Genomic DNA, 16577 nt, shown 5'->3' with positions numbered 1-16577 from the left:
CGGCTTCCTAAAAGAGAACATAGATTCCTATGAGTAAGATACTTTCGCGCATAGCTTTACTGACCCTTCTTTCCCTCTGCTGGACCTTGCCTTCGCAGGGGCAAGGTGCCCAAAACCCTATCATTCACGCCGATGTGCCCGATTTGGCCATGATTCGGGTGGGAGACACCTATTATATGAGCAGCACCACCATGCACATGAGTCCGGGTGTGCCCATCATGAAGTCAAAAGACTTGGTGAACTGGCAATTGGTGAGTTACGCCTATGATACCCTGGCCAATGTAGATGAACTGACCCTCACCAACGGGAAAAGCACCTACGGAAGAGGCTCCTGGGCCAGCAGTCTGCGGCACCACAAGGGTACCTACTATTTGACCACTTTTGCGCAAACCACCGGAAAAACTCATGTGTACACCACCAAGGACATAGAGAAAGGTCCCTGGAAGGCGATTTCTTTCAGGCCGTCTTACCATGACCACACCATTTTCTTTGACGATGACGGAAAGGTGTATTTGATCTATGGAGCCGGTAACCTGAAAATACTTGAGCTCCGAGAAGATCTATCGGGGCCAAAGCCCGGTACGGAACGGGTGCTCATTGACAATGCCAGTGCCCCGGCCGGACCAAACGTGGGTTTACCCGCCGAAGGGTCCCAGCTTTTCAAGGTGAACGGAAAATACTATCTGTTTAATATCGCCTGGCCCAAAGACGGCATGCGCACGGTGATTGTTCATCGGGCAGATAAGATTACCGGCCCCTATGAAGGCCGGGTTGCCCTGCAGGACAAAGGTGTAGCGCAAGGTGGATTGATTGACACACCAAACGGCGATTGGTACGCGTACCTGTTCCGGGACTTTGGAGCCGTGGGCCGCATTCCGTATCTGGTGCCGGTTACCTGGAAAGATGGCTGGCCTGTTTTGGGAGTTGACGGCAAAGCGCCTGATAACCTGAACCTGCCCGCCAGTAAAGGCCTGATGCCGGGCATTGTGGCTTCGGATGAGTTCACCCGTAAGAAAGGCGAGGCGGCCCTGCCGTTGGTTTGGCAGTGGAACCACAACCCAGACAATAAACTTTGGTCCGTCACCAAGCGGAAGGGCTACCTCAGCCTGACTACCGGCCGTGTAGATACTTCTTTCCTGCTGGCCAGAAACACGCTTACCCAACGCACCATAGGACCGGAGAGTACCGGTTCCACCCTTGTAGATGTGTCCAACATGAAGGACGGTGATTTTGCCGGCCTGGCCTTGTTGCAGCAACGGTATGGTTTAGTGGGGGTGAAATTCAAAAACGGGGCAAAATCCATTGTGGCAATCAACGTCCAGTCGGGAAGGCCGGTGGAAGTGGGGCGGATTCCTCTGCAACAAAATAAAGTGTATTTGAAGGCCGAATGTGATTTCAAAGAGCGGAAGGACGAGGCGAATTTCTTCTACAGCCTGGACGGAAAGACCTGGACCAAGATTGGCTCGCCGCTAAAGATGGCCTACACGCTTCCGCACTTCATGGGCTACCGTTTCGGGCTGTTCAACTACGCCACCAAGACACCGGGTGGGCAGGTAGATTTCGATTATTTCCGGATAAACGGGCAAATAACCCAAGCAGAATAATCACCAGTTTCAGCAATACAGATAAGGTCACCAGAGAGTGGCTTTCAGAAATTTGAGTGTTAAACATGACAAATCCTTTCAAAAAAATCTGCTGGGTTGGGGTACTTTGCCTGGTGTCGATTTTTGCCCAGGCACAGAATCCCATCATCCAGACTACCTATACCGCCGATCCGGCGCCCATAGTGTATAACAACAAGCTGTACCTGTACACCAGCCACGATGAGGACGAATCTACCTGGTTTACTATGAACGACTGGAAGCTATATACCACCGACGACATGGTGAACTGGACTGATCACGGCACTATCCTGTCCTATTCAGATTTCAGTTGGGCGAAAATAAACGCGTGGGCCCCGCAGTGCATTGAACGGGGAGGTAAGTTCTACATGTATGTTCCCGTAACCACCAAGGACAACAAAGGTGCCATCGGGGTAGCGGTTGCCAACAGTCCGTACGGGCCGTTCACAGACCCTTTGGATAAGCCCTTGGTCCAAAGTGGCGTGGGTGACATTGATCCTAATGTGTTCATAGATGACGATGGGCAGGCCTATCTGTATTGGGGCAACCCCAATTGTTACTACGTAAAACTGAACGAGGACATGATTTCTTACCAGGGAGAAGTGGTGAAGGTGCCCAACACGGTAGAATCGTTCGGCAAGCGCGAAGGCAACCCAGACAGGCCCACCACCTACGAGGAAGGCCCGTGGCTCTACAAGCGCAAAGGGCTGTATTATCTGCTATTCGCCGCAGGCCCCATTCCAGAGCATATCGGCTACTCCACCAGCTCCAGTCCTACCGGCCCCTGGAAGTACCAAGGGTTTTTGATGCCCACCGAAGGCGGCAGTTTTACCAATCACCCGGGCATCATTGACTTCAAAGGGAAGACTTATTTCTTCTATCACAACGGAGCCTTGCCGGGCGGCGGCGGTTTTACCCGCTCGGTTGCGGTGGAGGAAGTGGTCTTCAAAAAAGACGGCACCATACAGCCTCTGAAAATGACGAAGGGGATTACCAAAGGCTTGGCCCCTTTGAATCCATTTGTAAAGAACGAGGCAGAGACCATGGCCTGGTCTGAAGGGGTTAAATCCAGGCAGAATGCCAACGTTGGCGTATTTGTGACCGCCCTGCGGAACGGCGCTTACACCAAAGTAAAAGATGTTGATTTCCGGAAAACAGGCGCCTCCAAATTGACAGCCCGGCTTGGTACCACTCACAATGGCAATGTGACCATGGAAGTCCGGTTGGGAAGTGTGGAAGGCGAGTTGATAGGTACCGTGAATGTGCCGCTTACCGGCGGGAATGACAGATGGGCCCTGGTTTCAACCGAGGTTAAAAAAGTCACCGGAGTGCACGATGTCTATTTTGTCTTCAAAGGAAAAGCAGCCAGCAACATCCTGTTTTTCGACTACTGGAGATTTTCAGAATAGTCATTAATTGGTAACCCCATCAACCTTGTCTGACTCTCCTGTTTTAAGGGGGATTTCAGGAAAGTAGGCTTAAAACAAAACAGCTAATAATTTAAGATGAAGAGAATGAAATTTGAATTTGCTCCTTTTAGAAGTCGCCGGGCAGGTTTGCTCTGTGCTATGGTGGTTCTGTGCTTTTCAATCGGATTTAACGCAAACAGCCAGAATTCGAAAAAACAGGCCCAAAACGCCCCGGTGTTTTCCAATTCTGTCTATGAAGGAAACGATCCTGTATACAATAACTATCCTTTGAAGGAGGGTGAATTTTACAACCCTATTTTGCAGGGCGCTTATCCAGACCCGGCCATCACCCGCAAAGGCGATGATTACTACTTGGTAGCTTCCACTTTCGCTATTTTCCCTGGGGTTCCTGTTTTCCATTCAAAAGATCTGGTAAACTGGACGCAGATTGGGCACGCGTTGGATCGGGTTTCGCAGCTGAACGTGCATGACACGCCTATCAGCGCCGGTGTTTACGCCCCAGATATTGAGTACAATCCCAACAATGACACCTTCTACATGATTGTGACAGCCTTTGCCGGAGGTGCGGGAAACATTGTGGTGAAATCGAAAGACCCGGCCAAAGGATGGAGTGAGCCCTACAAGCTGAAATTCGGCGGAATAGATCCTTCTATGTTCTTTGATGATAACGGGAAAGCCTATGTGGTCCACAATGATGCTCCAGACAAAGGCAAAGAACTGTACGAAGGGCACCGCGTAATCAAGGTATGGGAATATGATCTTGCCAAAGACCAGGTCATTGCCGGAACTGATAAGATCATTGTAAACGGTGGGGTAGACCTCGCGAAAAAACCTATCTGGATTGAGGCCCCGCATATCTACAAGAAAAACGGACGCTATTATCTCATGTGTGCCGAGGGCGGTACGGGTGGCAACCACAGCGAAGTGATTTTCGTGAGCGATTCCCCTATGGGTCCCTTTATCCCGGCTCCTAATAACCCTATCCTGTCGCAAAGAAGTTTGAATCCCAACAGACCAAACAAAGTAGACTGGGCCGGCCACGCCGATTTAGTGCTAGGACCTGACAACAAATACTATGGCGTGTTCTTGGGTATCCGCCCGAACGAGAAGAACCGCGTAAATATCGGGCGTGAGACGTTTATTTTGCCGGTAGACTGGTCAGGGGAGTTCCCCATTTTCGTTAATGGACTGGTGCCTATGGAGCCGAAGCTGAAAACACCAACAGGAGTGGTTAACAAAACCGTAAAAGAAGGCTTCTTCCCTAATGGCAATTTCACCTTCAAAGATGATTTTACTTCCAAGAAGCTGGATTACCGCTGGGTTGGGTTAAGAGGCCCGCGTGAGGCGTTTATTTCTACATCCAAGAAAGGTTTACAGATCACCCCGTTCGCTACCAACATCAAAGAACTGAAACCTACGTCAACGCTCTTCCACCGCCAACAGCACAACACCTTCTCTTACACCACCACCCTAGATTACAAGCCTACCTCAGAAAAGGATTTGGCGGGTATTACGTTGCTGCAAAGCGAGAAATTCAACTACGTTTTCGGGCTGACCAAGAAAGACAAAGACTATTATTTAGTGCTGGAAAGAACAGAGAAAGGTGCCTCTAAAATTATCGCCAGCCAGAAGATAGACGTTAAGAAGCCAATTCAACTGCAGGTGAAAGCCGCCGGAGATAACTACCAATTCAGTTATGCCCTGAATGACACCGACTTTGTCAATCTAGGTGGCGCCGTGTCGGGTGATATTCTCTCCACCAATGTGGCAGGTGGTTTCACGGGTACGTTGATTGGTTTGTATGCCACTTCTGCCAACGATGCACTTCCTCAGTAGAAGTGCCTAACTATCATAGAATCAATTGCACGGTGACAAGGGAGATTCGTCTACTGCTTGGGTAGACGGAACTCCTTTGTTCGCCTTTCAGAAATTGAATAGAAGCTGGTTCGCGTTTTTATTTCAGGTTATGGCGCAAACGTCTGCTTGTGCCTGTAGGATATTCTAAGCTTCTGTTTCGGGGCCATTTTTGGAAAAGTAGCCCCAAAACGGAGACACAAGCGGACGCTTGCGCCAGATCAAGGCGTTCTCACTTCAGAAATTGCATAACCCTATTACATAGTTAAACCTTACCTATTCATCATCTTTATGAAGTATAAACCGATAAACGTAGCGAAAGCGTGGCTTTTCGCCTCCTTCCTGATTTTTGCCGCTCCAGCCATGGCGCAGGACGGTACCATCTATCCGCTTAAAGCTCCTGCCGAGCCTAATGCAATCAAGCTCGGCACGGGCGGGGTAGAGGGCCAGAAAGCGCCTGAGACCTGGTTCAAGCAGTGGGGCGACCCTATGGCCCGCAACATCTCCACGGCCACACTCACTCCTTTCCTGCCTGCCCCGGGCAAGGCGAACGGTACCGCCGTGATTGTGGCCCCTGGCGGTGGTTTCCGGTGGCTCTCCATGGACAACGAGGGCTGGGAAGTAGCCAAAGCGCTTGCGGATAAGGGAATCGCCGCCTTCGTCCTGAAATACCGGCTCCACCCCACGCCAGAATCGCTTGATGACTTCAAGGCTTGGATGGAGAGCCCCCGTACGCCGGCTGCGTCTTCCACTACTTCGGGAGGTGCAACTCCGTCCGCTTCGCAGCAACCTGATCTGTCTAATCAGCTAGAGGACGCCGAAGCTGCCTACGCCATGATCCTTAAACGGTCCAAAGAATGGGGGGTAGATCCTAACAGAATCGGCATGATCGGTTTCTCGGCCGGTGCCGGGCTCACCATGCACTCAACGCTCCACTCCAAGACCATGAAACTGGCCTTCATCGGCCCAATCTATGGCGGTATGGGGGCGGTGGAGGTGCCGAAGAACGCTCCGCCCATGTTCAACGTCATCGCCACCGATGATTTCCTCTTCCGCGGTCAGTTCGGCGTGATTGATTCCTGGTACAAAGCAGGTATTCCGGTTGAGTTCCACCTCTACCAGAACGGCGGCCACGGCTTCGGCCTCGGCAACCCCGACAGAACCAGCAACCGTTGGTTTGACGCTTTCATGCACTGGCTGAACGTGAACAAATTCCTCACCGCCAAGACCGGGAAATAATTAGACAGTCAGTTGATGGACGGCCCAGTTAAGCGTTGACGGAACATTGGTCTGTTAAATATTGATAAACTCAAAGGTCTATTCTTCACGGAATTGGCCTTTGAGCTTACTCTAAAGTGCAAGGTTTTTATAGGCAAAGAAATGCCGAAGCCTAGGATTGTACCTACTAGCAATCCTTTTCTAAAAAAGGAAGTGAAACGTGATGCCCGTCACCTGGAAACACCTTCGGCAAATTCTCCTTCCTGCCGGGTAGTCCCAATAAGCAGCCATGAAAAACCTGAACTAGCCCTAAGATGCTAGCCATATGAAATGAATCAAATGAAAGCTATTGGTGGAGGGATGACGTATTCAGGACAAACGAAGGTTCAGGTTGCGGTTGATTGTATCATATTCGGGTTTGACAGAGAGAACTTCAAGCTGCTCTTGGTTCAACGGGGCTTTGAGCCTGAAAAACATAGATGGAGCCTGATGGGTGGTTTTGTCAACCCCTATGAAAGCCTGGAAGCCGGGGCGCAACGGGTCCTGAAACAGCTCACCGGACTGGATGGCGTTTACCTGGAGCAAATTCCAGCCTTCAGTGAACCCAGCCGTGACCCCGTAGAACGCACCATTGCCGTGCCGTACTTTGCCCTGATTGACATTCACAAGTACAAGGCCCAACTAAGCTCAGATTATCACGCTGAGTGGTTCCTGCTCAGCGAAATCCCCCACCTGATCTTCGACCATAATCGCATGGTAGAGATGGCCAAGATGCGCCTCAGGTACAAAGCAGCCCTGCACCCCATCTTGTTTGAGCTTTTACCCGAGAAGTTTACCTTGCCGCAACTGCAAACCCTCCATGAAAAGCTTTACGGTTCCACGTTTGACAAACGCAACTTCATCCGGAAAGTACTTTCTACCGGCTTGCTGGTGCGGCAGGAGGACAAGGAGAAAGTGAATTCCAAGAAAGGTGCCTTCTACTTCAAACTAGACAAGCAGAAATACCAGGATAACTTTGAGGCTTTCCTGAAGTTTGTTCCCAACTTAAAGAAAATTCAGGGAGAAAACAGAGACGTTTTTGAATAGCTAAAGAACGGCGGCTAAACCTAATATTAGGCTAATTTGATTGAAGCTTATTGGTTGGCTTAGTGGATTTTGCTTCAGTAATGTCGCAATAGATTCTTGTTTATCGGTCCGAGCTCTTTTTTCTAACCTTATTTGTGGTTGATTTTAGGTGCTGTGTGCAAATTGTATGCAAACAAAAAAGCCACTTACAAGTTTTATCTCGTAAGTGGCTGATTTAGAAGCTCCCCCTCTTGGGCTCGAACCAAGGACCCCATGATTAACAGTCATGTGCTCTAACCGACTGAGCTAAGGAGGAGTTTATCATCTTTTGGCCGTGTGACCTTGAATGATGATGCAAAAGTAGGGTCTACTATGATAGCGCGCAAGTGTTGGTCTGGAAAAATTTCATCTTTTTTGATAAGTCTCTGAAAATGAAACCGGAAATTTTTCTGTTTAGGGGCTGTTTCTAAGAAAGTAGCCCCTAAACAGGGTTTGAACCTCTATTCTTGCGCAAGCAAACTCTTAAATAGCTTCAAACTGACGCAGGAAACGGGCATCGTTCTCAGTGAACAGGCGCAAGTCTTTGATCTGGTACTTGAGCATGGTGATCCGCTCAATGCCCATCCCGAAGGCGAACCCGGAGAACTCTTTGGAGTCAATGCCGCAGTTTTCCAGTACCTGTGGGTCTACCATGCCACTGCCACCAATCTCTACCCAACCGCTTTGCTTGCAGATGTTACAGCCCTGGCCTTTGCAGATGAGGCAAGTAATGTCAATCTCGGCAGAGGGCTCCGTGAACGGGAAGAACGACGGACGGAACCGGATTTGCGTATCTGGCCCGAACAACTCCTTCACGAAGTAATACAAAGTATCTTTTAAATCTTTGAAGCTCACGCCGCGGTCTACGAACAAGCCTTCTACCTGGTGGAACACGCAATGTGCGCGCGCCGAGATAGCCTCGTTCCGGAAGACGCGGCCCGGCGACAGGGTGCGGATAGGTGGCTTCTGGTGCTCCATCACGCGCACCTGTACGCTGGAGGTGTGTGTACGCAACAGCATATCAGGGTTTTTGCTCAGGAAGAACGTGTCCTGCATGTCGCGCGCGGGGTGGTTCTCTGGGAAGTTCAGCGCCGAGAAGTTGTGCCAATCGTCCTCCATCTCGGGGCCTTCCGATACGTTGAACCCGATGCGCTCGAAAATACGGATGATCTGCTCCCGCACACGGGCCAACGGGTGGCGCGTGCCCAAGGTGTTAGGAACCGGGGGCAAGGTGAAATCCAGGCCAGACAGGGCATCTGGGGTGGCATTCTGCTCCAGGGCTTCCTGAACGGTATCTATTTTCTGCTGGGCCAGTTGCTTGAGTTGGTTCAGTTCCTGGCCTACCTGTTTGCGCTGCTCAGGGGCAACGGTTTTCATCTCGTCAAACAGGGCGGCAATCTGGCCTTTGCGGCTCACGTAGGTGTTCCGGAAGGCTTCCAGTTGCTCTTTGTTCTCTATAGCATAGGCTTCTACCTCTTGGGTGAGCCGTTTTATGTTCTCCAATAGCATAGCGCAAAGATAAAGATTAATGGGGATTGCGTGCCGTTTTATCAAGAAGACCTTTTACGGTTGCTTTTCCTAAACTAACCCCAAATCAGCCCGCAGTTGTTTGGGGCTTGTTTTCTGAAAATCAGCGGGAAAATGCGTTCTTTGGGTCTGCTGCTGCTCAGGTTTAGAGGCAAGGTTGGTAGGTAAACGGAATGCGCTTCTCCTTTCACCTACGGCTACCGGCCGTTTACCTACTTTCTAGGTGGCTTAGCCTAATTCCCGTTGTGGCACGTACGGGTTCCGCCTAGATTTGGGACATAAAGCAACAGCGTTATGGAAAAGCAACACATAAACAGACTAGAAAATCGCCAGCGGTGGGCACACCATACCACCAGAGGCGGAAGAGTGGCCGGCGGCTTGCTCATTGTGGGCATTGGCGCCATTTTGTTGGCCTATCAGATGAACGCCATCGTGCTGCCGCGTTGGGTGTTCTCCTGGAAAGTACTGATTATCGTGATCGGGTTGATTTCCGGAATCCGGCACAATTTCCGGAACCCGGGGTGGATTTTCCCGGTGATGATTGGCAGTATCTTTCTCCTGGAAGACCTCATGCCCGGCCTTTCCGTGAGAAGGTATCTATGGCCAGCCATCATCATGGCGGTAGGGCTTTGGTTTATTTTCAAGCCCCGGCATCCGTATGAGAAAAACTTCAGAAACAGACGGCCCTTCGGGTCCAGTAGCAGGTACCGGGAGCCTCAGGCTGTGAGCGCCACTTCCACCACCACTTCCCCTTCTACCGCAGCCCCCGGCAGCCATGATGATTTCCTGACGGCCACGGCCATTTTTGGCGGCATCAAGAAAAACGTGTTCACCAAAGATTTCAAGGGCGGTGATATTGTGACCTTTTGCGGCGGGGCCGAATACAACCTGTCACACGCAGACATGCAGGGCGAGGTCATCATTAACATCAATGAGGCGTTTGGCGGCGTGAAGCTGGTGGTTCCGGCGCACTGGAAGGTGCGTTCTGAGGTGGTGACAGTGTTTGGCGGCATAGATGACAAACGCCACTTTGTAGAGGCAGCCCTGGAATCTGACAAAGTCTTGATCCTGCGAGGAACCATATTCTGTGGCGGCATAGAAATCAAAAGTTACTAAATCTAAGCGGTTTCCGCCTTCTCAAATGCACACGTTTAGCTATCTGGTTTATGTCTTCGTTTAAAGTTCTTCTCCTCTATCTGGGCTGGGCCTTGCTGTGGGCGGTGGTGCAAACCGTGGTCATTTACCAGGCAGGTTTTCCGGTGGAGTTGGCTTGGAGAGACGCGGTTTTGAGCAGTGCCTTGACGGTGAGCAGTGGCTACGTGATGTCTTTCGCGCTACGGTATTACCGGCCTGGCGTATGGCAGATCTTGTACCTCATGGGGTGGAGTCTGGGCGTGGCGGGTGCTAGTCTGCTGCTGTTCAATGTGGGCATAGAGTACCTGCTGGCCGCTCAGGAAGAATACCTGGCGTTTGTAGACAACACCTTCTTTGTGCGGCTGGCCTTTGCGTGGCTCATGGTGCTGTTCATTGTGCTGCAGAACTGGCTTTGGTTTTACGCCCGCGAAAAACAGGAAGCCGAAGAGCGCAAAGCCGCCACCGAGAAACTGGCCCGTGAAGCCGAGTTGTTCAACCTGCGCCAGCAATTACAGCCGCATTTCCTGTTCAACAGCCTCAATTCCATTAGTGCCCTGGTGAAAACCAAGCCCGACCAAGCTAAGCTCATGGTACAGCAACTTTCAGATTTTCTGCGCGGCACCCTGCGCAAAGACGACCAGACCATGGTGCCCCTCGCAGATGAACTACAGCACCTGCAGATTTACCTGGAGATTGAGAAAGTGCGTTTCGGGCACCGATTGCAGACCCAGGTAGATTACCAGGAAGAAAGCCTGCAAGGGACTCTGCCGTACCTGCTGCTGCAACCCATTGTGGAAAACGCCATCAAATTTGGTTTGTATGACACCATTGACGACATCCTGATTCAGATTACCGCCACCCTGCAGGACTCCATGCTGGTCATCAGTACCGTCAATCCTTTTGACTCTGGGTTGCTGCAACACAAGCAGGGCACCGGTTTCGGGCTGGACTCGGTGCGCCGTCGCCTGTATTTACTGTACGCTCGCACAGATTTACTTTCCACCCAACAACAAGACAACATTTTCATCACCACCGTTAAAATTCCGCAGAAACCATGATCAAGTGCCTGGTAATTGACGATGAGCCTTTGGCCCGCAGCATTGTCTGCGAATACCTGCAACAGTACCCCGACATTGAGATGGTGCAGGAATGCAACAACGGGTTTGAGGGCGTGAAAGCCATTATGCAGCACCAGCCTGAGTTGGTGTTCCTGGACATTCAGATGCCCAAAATTAACGGGTTTGAGATGCTGGAACTGGTAGAGGCCGTGCCCAGCGTAATTTTCACCACCGCCTTTGACGAGTACGCCATCAAGGCCTTTGAAACCAACGCTGTAGATTACCTGCTCAAACCCTTCACCCAGGAGCGTTTTGATGCTGCTTTGAAGAAATGGCGGCAAAAACAGCAGCAACCTGCGGCAGAGGCAACGGTGAAAGTGCTGGAGGAAGTCACCGCCAAACAGCCCGAGGAACAGGTGCGCGTGGTGGTGAAGGTGAACAACGACATCCGAATTATCCCCGTGCAGGACATCCACTACCTGGAAGCCTATGATGACTACGTGAAAATTCATACCGCGTACGGCTGCTTCCTGAAGAAGAAGACCATGGGTTACTATGAGAAAACCCTGGATAGCCGCAAGTTTGTACGGGTGCACCGCTCTTTCCTTCTGGCCCTGGACCAACTCACCCGCATAGAGCCGCTGGAGAAAGAAACGCACGTGGCCCTGCTCCGCAACGGCACCCGCATTCCGCTCAGCAAAACCGGTTACCCCAAGCTGAAGGCTGTTTTAGGCATATAGCCTCAGGCTTCCGGCCTTGACCGGAATTCCCTGCCTAGGTGGCAAGGGTAAATCAGGATATGAAGCCCCGTTCATAGAGCCAACTCCTTTCCAGCCTCTTTTCCGCAAACTACTGTAAAACGGAAACTGCTTTAAGTGGCTGAAGGCGCGTTTTGCCCTGTTTTTTTCAACTACTGAAAAATTTTCTGAAATTATTTCTTTCAGGCGTAGGGGTGGAACCGTGTTTGGCAGTCATCAAGATGGATACGTCCATCGTGATGCTCATACATAAGGTCATAGCGCTTGGCGGTTCTGGTAGGCTGATTTGATTGATGAAGGACCTTAATTTTACCTATATGATTACTGCACATACTCCCTCTGTTACCCGGCAAGTCGTGAAAATTATAAGCAAAACCAAGGAGATTAAGCCATCCCGTCTCCTGGCTTCTGCGAACCTAAGCAAAGAGTTTGGGTTTGATACCGTTGATGTGGTAGACATTATCCTGGAGTTGGAAAAGAACTTCCAGATTGTGATTCCAGATGAAGTGCCTCTGAATACCGTGGGTGATTTTGTGGACTATGTGTCCACCCACACCATGCGGCAAGCTTCTTAACCCCTTTATTATTGCTCATTTTTTGACTCCGAAAGGCAGCGGGAATTTCCTTCTGCCTTTCTTTCGTGAGGTTGGTGAAGTGGCCAGTTATAGGTGCTTTTGTGTTAGCATAGTTTCCTCTCACTTCTTTCTTCTCTTTCGCTGAATTACTTTTTCGCTGTGCGTAGAATTATTTGCTGTGCGTAGAGTTAGCGGCAGCGCTCTACGCACTTGGTGGCCAGCCAATCTCCTGATTGGCGGAACGGATAGGCCTTCCCTTTAGCTGAATCCTCGCCGTTGTTGGTGTTCTCACCAACAACCAAGACCGCCGCTCCAGTTAGCCTTTACTTTCCACTTCCTTCTTGCTAACTTCTTGGCGGCAGATGCGCTCTGCGGGCGTTTGTCACTTTTCTCCTTGATGAGAAAAGTAACCAAAAGAATCAAGAAGCTCCGAACTCGCTGCCGCTCAGACAGGCGGAGCTTCAATTCAGTACCACCGGGCAGCCGTCCTCTGTTCCATAGGGAGCTTGCGCTGTTGCCAATTGAACCGCCGCTGCTTGCGTTTCCCTTAGCTTCGGGCTACGCAGGCGGCCCTCCGCTGGGGAAGACGCAGGAGAGCCTTGTTGCTGTTTGTTCCGTTGCAACGCCTTCGTCGTCCTGCGGACGTAGTGGTGCTGAATTGGTTTATGCTTTTGCCCTCCTTTTCAGCAAAACAGCCCAAAACGCCATAGGCGCAAAAGCTCCCCTCCTGATTTAGGAGGGGCTGGGGGTGGTTCCGCTACTATCTTTCAAAAAAGCGTTGCTGCCTTCCCTTTCAGAATAACGGTAAAAAATGGAAAGTATTCCCACTCAGAACTCAGAACTCAAGACTCAGAACTCCCTTTAGTACCCTTGCAACCGGTAAGCCTTCATCTGTTTGTCTAGGCCGCGGGCATCTCCGCTAATTTTGTCCAGGAGCGCCCAGAAACGGGGGCCGTGGTTTTTTTCTACGGTGTGGGCCAGTTCATGCAGGATCACGTAATCGCAGAGGTGTTCTGGGAGGCGCATGAGGTGGAGGTTCAGGTTGATGTTGTTGGTGTGCGAACAGCTGCCCCAACGGGTCTTGGCGTTCTTGATGGTCACCTGCTGGTACGTGAACCCAAATTGCTGGGCGAAATGCGCTACGCGTTGGGGTAAGTAGCGTTTGGCTTCCAGCCGAAGGGTGTATTCTACGGCGTTCTTGATGTAGTCCTGGATGTCGGGGTGTTCCCAGGTGACCTGCTCGGGGTACCACACATACAGAATGCCGTCTTTGAGTCGACTTTTGCAGTGCGGTAACGGGTGGGGGAGCAGTAGCAACTGATGGAAACGGGTCCTGAATTCGGACTCTGGCGAGAACAGTGTTTTGTTTTGTTGTTCCTGTTGCTGCGAGGCTAAATGTTTCCTGATCCAGGCGGCTTTCTCCTGCACAAAGGCTTCGGCTTGGGCCAGGGTAGCCCGTTTGGGCATGGTCACGCGTACGCCTTTGCCGGGCTTGATATTGATTCTAACGTATTTGGCGGTGGCGCTGGGTACAAACTGCACCAAACCAATGGTTTCTATCTCCTTCTCCAGAATCCCCGTGGTAAGGGTGGGGCTGCTTTTCTTCCTCTCCATATCTAAAGCAAAGATACAGCCTGCCACGTTATTTTCCTCTTATGCAGAAGACGGGCTTTTCATCGGGCGCCAACAAAAAAAAACGCCCCAAACGAGGCGTCTTTTTGTTAAAATTGCTTTAAGGAATGTAAGGAGGAAGCTAATCCTACTTCAGGTTAACATTCTCTCAATCAATCATTCAATCACTCACTCACTCAATCCAACCTACCGCACGTTTCCGCCGTGGTCGGTGTCATAGCTGTTGCTGCTGGGAACGCGGGAGCTGTCTGTGGTAGAGGCGCGTACTTCGGGTTCGCCGTAGCCGGAAGGAACACCTTGATCGGTGGGGGCGGCATCGGCGGTAGCCGTGGGGTCTATTTCCTGAATGGGCGTGCCTTCTACGCTGTCATAGCTGGTAACCGGAGTGTCATTCTGCGTGGGGATAACGCCGCCGGTAGAGCCCTGCGACCCAGACGAGTTATTGCCCATTTGAATGTTGCCTTCGCCGTATGTTGGGTTCTGCTGCGGCCCCGATGAGCCTACCCCAGAGTTGGACGGAGCGGTAACGGGGTTGGTAGTGCCGCTGCCGGCGCTGTACTGGCCCGGAGCCTCGTTCTCATATTTGGGCGTATGGGCCGAGTTATCTACGCTCAAAACTCCGGCTACCTGCGGGCTTGCGTCATTAGAAGTGGCGGCGGGCTGAGTCGCTTCCCAGGCGTGGAATTTATCCATTTCGGTTTTGATGCTGGTCATAAACCAGGCCAGCAACGTAGCGTCATCTAAGAGACCAATCACCGGAATCCAGTCGGGGATTACGTCAATGGGCGACAGGAAGTAAATGAGCACCGCCACAGCCATAACCACCGTGTTTTTAGGAATACCGTGGTATTCACCGGAAACCGATGCTTTGATGAGGCGTGTTAACGTGGCCAGGCTCTCCATTACCTCAGCGGCAATAGTCCCGAAGTCCTTGCGCTCGCTCGCTTTCTGGTAGGCATCGTTCAGCAGCGTTTTGATGCGGAGAGGCTGTTTCAGGTAATCCTCGGCTTTCTGCAAAAAGCGCTTGAAAAACGAGGACTGGTGTATGTTCTGGGTATTATCCGTTTGGTCTTTCATATGAAAAGTGATTTAGGTATCTCTATGGCGTTGGAAGCTTATTTTCTAGGGCGAAGAAACAAAAAATAACCCAAGCACAAACACGTGATTTCTGTCTTATGCCTTTGTGGGTTATTCTGGCCGCTAACATGTTGTATACTCGTTTTCGCGGTAAATAGTTAGTGCGGCCATTCTGTTTCTGAAGCCCTTTCTGTGAAACTGACCGGAAAGAGTAATTCTTTAGCGGACATAAAAAAAGCGCCTGCTCTGGAAACCAGAAGCAGGCGCTTTTCTATTGCTGTCAGCAGCTTGGGTTAGATGACTCTGCCGGCTGCGTAGAAGTTTTTCTTGTAGTAAGGCGACATGAGCGAGTTGATCATAACACCACCGTTAGAGGCTGCATGAATGAATTTTCCGTCTTCCAGGTAAATGCCCACATGGTAAATTGGTTGGCCGGGGCCGCGGCGGAAGAAAACCAGATCTCCGGTTTCCATGGCGTTTTTAGAAACCCTGTTCACTTCATGGAACATAGAGCGGGAACTGTGGGTAAGCGAAATGCCGTACACTTGCTTGTATACTTTGCTGACAAAGCCGGAGCAGTCGGTGCCGCGTTGGGTGTTTCCGCCGGAACGGTAAGGAGTGCCAATCCAATCGGCTACGGTTTCCAGCAGGGCTTTGTCTTCGTCATAATCTAGGCGAAGTCCCAAAGACTGGGAGTAGTAGTTGTAGAAGAGGGAGTCTTTGTAGGTGAGGCCCTTTTCGCGGGCTACCTCGTTGACCGGGTCAGAAGCACCAAAGTTGTTGTGTTCCAAAGCCCATTCCTGAATTTGTTCTGATGGGGTGACTGTGATAAAATCTTCAGAGTAAGTAGAGGCTGAAGATGGTTGTACTTCATAAAAGAAGGACATAAACGCAGAGCCTAAGGCTAGTGCAGACAGAATGTAACTTTTCATCATCTGTTTTAATGGTGAAACATCGGGTGGTACCGGCTGCAGCAGAGACCACTCGCGGCCCTTCCAACTGTCAGCGCCCTAAAGCGCCCGAAAAACAGGAAGAAAGCCCTTTTACAGAGAGTTTGTTGATTTTCAACTTTCTCTCACTATTTCAAAGGTAAAAATGAAACCTTTTAAAAACAAACTCGTAAAAGCGCGCTTTTAGTATTAAAGCAGGAAGATAAAATTTTGGGAGAGGTGAAAACGTAGCCTAAGCCACCAGAATGCCGTATAAAATGGCAAAATAAGAAGATGCAACTGCCTGAAAAAAATCTCAAAATAATTGAGAATTCACTTTTTGCCCGTATTGCCCGCTGGAAACTGAAGAGTTCTAACGTAGCCATGGTGCTGGGCAAAACTATTCACTTAAGCGGAGTTTCCAAAGAAAATTTTCTGCGTGACACCCCTTGGGTGGCCCATGAACTGTGTCATGTGCGTCAGTTTCAGGAACATGGCTACCTTAAATTTTTATGGCTCTACTTAGTAGAATCTGTGCGGGTAGGCTACTATAACAACAAATATGAAGTGGAAGCCCGCATGGCAGGCGTAAAAGAGGAACATCTGGCCAAAAACAAGCCCCAAACGCCTCCAACTTCTGCCGTCTGAAATTAGGGCAG

The 16577-nt window shown here is 50.6% G+C and carries 14 protein-coding genes and 1 tRNA gene; 10 read left to right on the top strand and 5 right to left on the bottom strand.

Annotation, left to right across the window (positions count from 1 at the left end; all coding sequences use genetic code 11):
- Positions 1-29: 29 nt before the first annotated feature.
- From ACY0JR_RS03630 to ACY0JR_RS03610, 5 genes are all read left to right on the top strand, one after another.
- On the top strand, positions 30-1604 hold the full coding sequence (locus tag ACY0JR_RS03630; protein WP_462632510.1) for a glycoside hydrolase family 43 protein: 1575 nt from the start codon (positions 30-32) through the stop codon (positions 1602-1604).
- Between the two features lie 65 nt (positions 1605-1669).
- A complete protein-coding gene (locus ACY0JR_RS03625) occupies positions 1670-3031 on the top strand; it encodes a glycoside hydrolase family 43 protein (RefSeq protein WP_462632509.1) in 1362 nt (453 codons plus the stop codon).
- Positions 3032-3136: 105 nt separating this feature from the next.
- On the top strand, positions 3137-4888 hold the full coding sequence (locus tag ACY0JR_RS03620) for a glycoside hydrolase family 43 protein (protein ID WP_462632508.1): 1752 nt from the start codon (positions 3137-3139) through the stop codon (positions 4886-4888).
- A gap of 381 nt (positions 4889-5269) precedes the next feature.
- Entirely contained in the window at positions 5270-6145 is an 876-nt protein-coding gene (locus ACY0JR_RS03615; RefSeq protein WP_462632857.1) for an alpha/beta hydrolase, read from the top strand.
- Between the two features lie 309 nt (positions 6146-6454).
- Positions 6455-7210: an NUDIX hydrolase gene (locus ACY0JR_RS03610; RefSeq protein ID WP_462632507.1), complete on the top strand. Its 756-nt coding sequence runs from the start codon at positions 6455-6457 to the stop codon at positions 7208-7210.
- A gap of 221 nt (positions 7211-7431) precedes the next feature.
- On the opposite strand, the gene ACY0JR_RS03605 is transcribed toward ACY0JR_RS03610, so the two are convergent.
- A tRNA-Asn gene (locus ACY0JR_RS03605) sits at positions 7432-7505 on the bottom strand.
- A gap of 206 nt (positions 7506-7711) precedes the next feature.
- Positions 7712-8737 (bottom strand): phenylalanine--tRNA ligase subunit alpha, encoded by a 1026-nt coding sequence (gene pheS / locus ACY0JR_RS03600; protein ID WP_462632506.1) that lies wholly within the window; start codon positions 8735-8737, stop codon positions 7712-7714.
- Positions 8738-9049: 312 nt separating this feature from the next.
- Between pheS and ACY0JR_RS03595 the strand changes: the two genes are divergently transcribed.
- From ACY0JR_RS03595 to ACY0JR_RS03580, 4 genes are all read left to right on the top strand, one after another.
- Positions 9050-9871 carry a LiaF transmembrane domain-containing protein gene (locus tag ACY0JR_RS03595; RefSeq protein ID WP_462632505.1) on the top strand — a complete coding sequence of 274 codons (822 nt, stop codon included), beginning with the start codon at positions 9050-9052 and terminating at the stop codon, positions 9869-9871.
- 50 nt (positions 9872-9921) lie between these two features.
- Positions 9922-10947 carry a sensor histidine kinase gene (locus ACY0JR_RS03590; RefSeq protein ID WP_462632504.1) on the top strand — a complete coding sequence of 342 codons (1026 nt, stop codon included), beginning with the start codon at positions 9922-9924 and terminating at the stop codon, positions 10945-10947.
- The gene (locus tag ACY0JR_RS03585) at positions 10944-11687 is read left to right on the top strand and encodes a LytR/AlgR family response regulator transcription factor (protein WP_462632502.1); all 744 of its coding nucleotides are present in this window, start codon (positions 10944-10946) and stop codon (positions 11685-11687) included. The genes ACY0JR_RS03590 and ACY0JR_RS03585 overlap by 4 nt, the downstream gene beginning before the upstream one ends.
- Before the next feature lie 374 nt (positions 11688-12061).
- The gene (locus tag ACY0JR_RS03580) at positions 12062-12280 is read left to right on the top strand and encodes an acyl carrier protein (RefSeq protein WP_462632501.1); all 219 of its coding nucleotides are present in this window, start codon (positions 12062-12064) and stop codon (positions 12278-12280) included.
- Positions 12281-13141: 861 nt separating this feature from the next.
- Here the strand turns inward: ACY0JR_RS03580 and ACY0JR_RS03575 are convergent.
- From ACY0JR_RS03575 to ACY0JR_RS03565, 3 genes are all read right to left on the bottom strand, one after another.
- Positions 13142-13894, bottom strand: coding sequence for a M48 family metallopeptidase (locus ACY0JR_RS03575; protein WP_462632500.1), 753 nt, complete (start codon positions 13892-13894; stop codon positions 13142-13144).
- A gap of 204 nt (positions 13895-14098) precedes the next feature.
- Entirely contained in the window at positions 14099-14989 is an 891-nt protein-coding gene (locus tag ACY0JR_RS03570) for a YkvA family protein (protein ID WP_462632499.1), read from the bottom strand.
- 293 nt (positions 14990-15282) lie between these two features.
- Positions 15283-15924: a C40 family peptidase gene (locus tag ACY0JR_RS03565; RefSeq protein WP_462632498.1), complete on the bottom strand. Its 642-nt coding sequence runs from the start codon at positions 15922-15924 to the stop codon at positions 15283-15285.
- Between the two features lie 288 nt (positions 15925-16212).
- On the opposite strand from ACY0JR_RS03565, the gene ACY0JR_RS03560 reads away from it, so the two are divergent.
- Positions 16213-16566, top strand: a complete 354-nt coding sequence (locus tag ACY0JR_RS03560) for a hypothetical protein (protein WP_462632497.1) — start codon at positions 16213-16215, stop codon at positions 16564-16566.
- Positions 16567-16577 lie beyond the last annotated feature (11 nt).

The sequence above is a fragment of the Rufibacter sp. JT3400010 genome, assembly GCF_054956755.1.
The sequence above is the reverse complement of the archived record's forward strand: the minus strand, read 5'-3'. Positions and strand labels throughout refer to the sequence as shown.

Bases quoted from the DNA above. Each gene is read 5' to 3' on its own strand.
- ACY0JR_RS03565 (WP_462632498.1), bottom strand. From the start codon at position 15,924: ATGATGAAAAGTTACATTCTGTCTGCACTAGCCTTAGGCTCTGCGTTT.
- ACY0JR_RS03570 (WP_462632499.1), bottom strand. From the start codon at position 14,989: ATGAAAGACCAAACGGATAATACCCAGAACATACACCAGTCCTCGTTT.
- ACY0JR_RS03595 (WP_462632505.1), top strand. From the start codon at position 9,050: ATGGAAAAGCAACACATAAACAGACTAGAAAATCGCCAGCGGTGGGCA.
- ACY0JR_RS03630 (WP_462632510.1), top strand. From the start codon at position 30: ATGAGTAAGATACTTTCGCGCATAGCTTTACTGACCCTTCTTTCCCTC.
- ACY0JR_RS03620 (WP_462632508.1), top strand. From the start codon at position 3,137: ATGAAATTTGAATTTGCTCCTTTTAGAAGTCGCCGGGCAGGTTTGCTC.
- ACY0JR_RS03585 (WP_462632502.1), top strand. From the start codon at position 10,944: ATGATCAAGTGCCTGGTAATTGACGATGAGCCTTTGGCCCGCAGCATT.
- ACY0JR_RS03625 (WP_462632509.1), top strand. From the start codon at position 1,670: ATGACAAATCCTTTCAAAAAAATCTGCTGGGTTGGGGTACTTTGCCTG.
- ACY0JR_RS03615 (WP_462632857.1), top strand. From the start codon at position 5,270: ATGGCGCAGGACGGTACCATCTATCCGCTTAAAGCTCCTGCCGAGCCT.
- ACY0JR_RS03590 (WP_462632504.1), top strand. From the start codon at position 9,922: ATGTCTTCGTTTAAAGTTCTTCTCCTCTATCTGGGCTGGGCCTTGCTG.
- ACY0JR_RS03610 (WP_462632507.1), top strand. From the start codon at position 6,455: ATGAATCAAATGAAAGCTATTGGTGGAGGGATGACGTATTCAGGACAA.
- ACY0JR_RS03575 (WP_462632500.1), bottom strand. From the start codon at position 13,894: ATGGAGAGGAAGAAAAGCAGCCCCACCCTTACCACGGGGATTCTGGAG.
- ACY0JR_RS03560 (WP_462632497.1), top strand. From the start codon at position 16,213: ATGCAACTGCCTGAAAAAAATCTCAAAATAATTGAGAATTCACTTTTT.
- pheS (WP_462632506.1), bottom strand. From the start codon at position 8,737: ATGCTATTGGAGAACATAAAACGGCTCACCCAAGAGGTAGAAGCCTAT.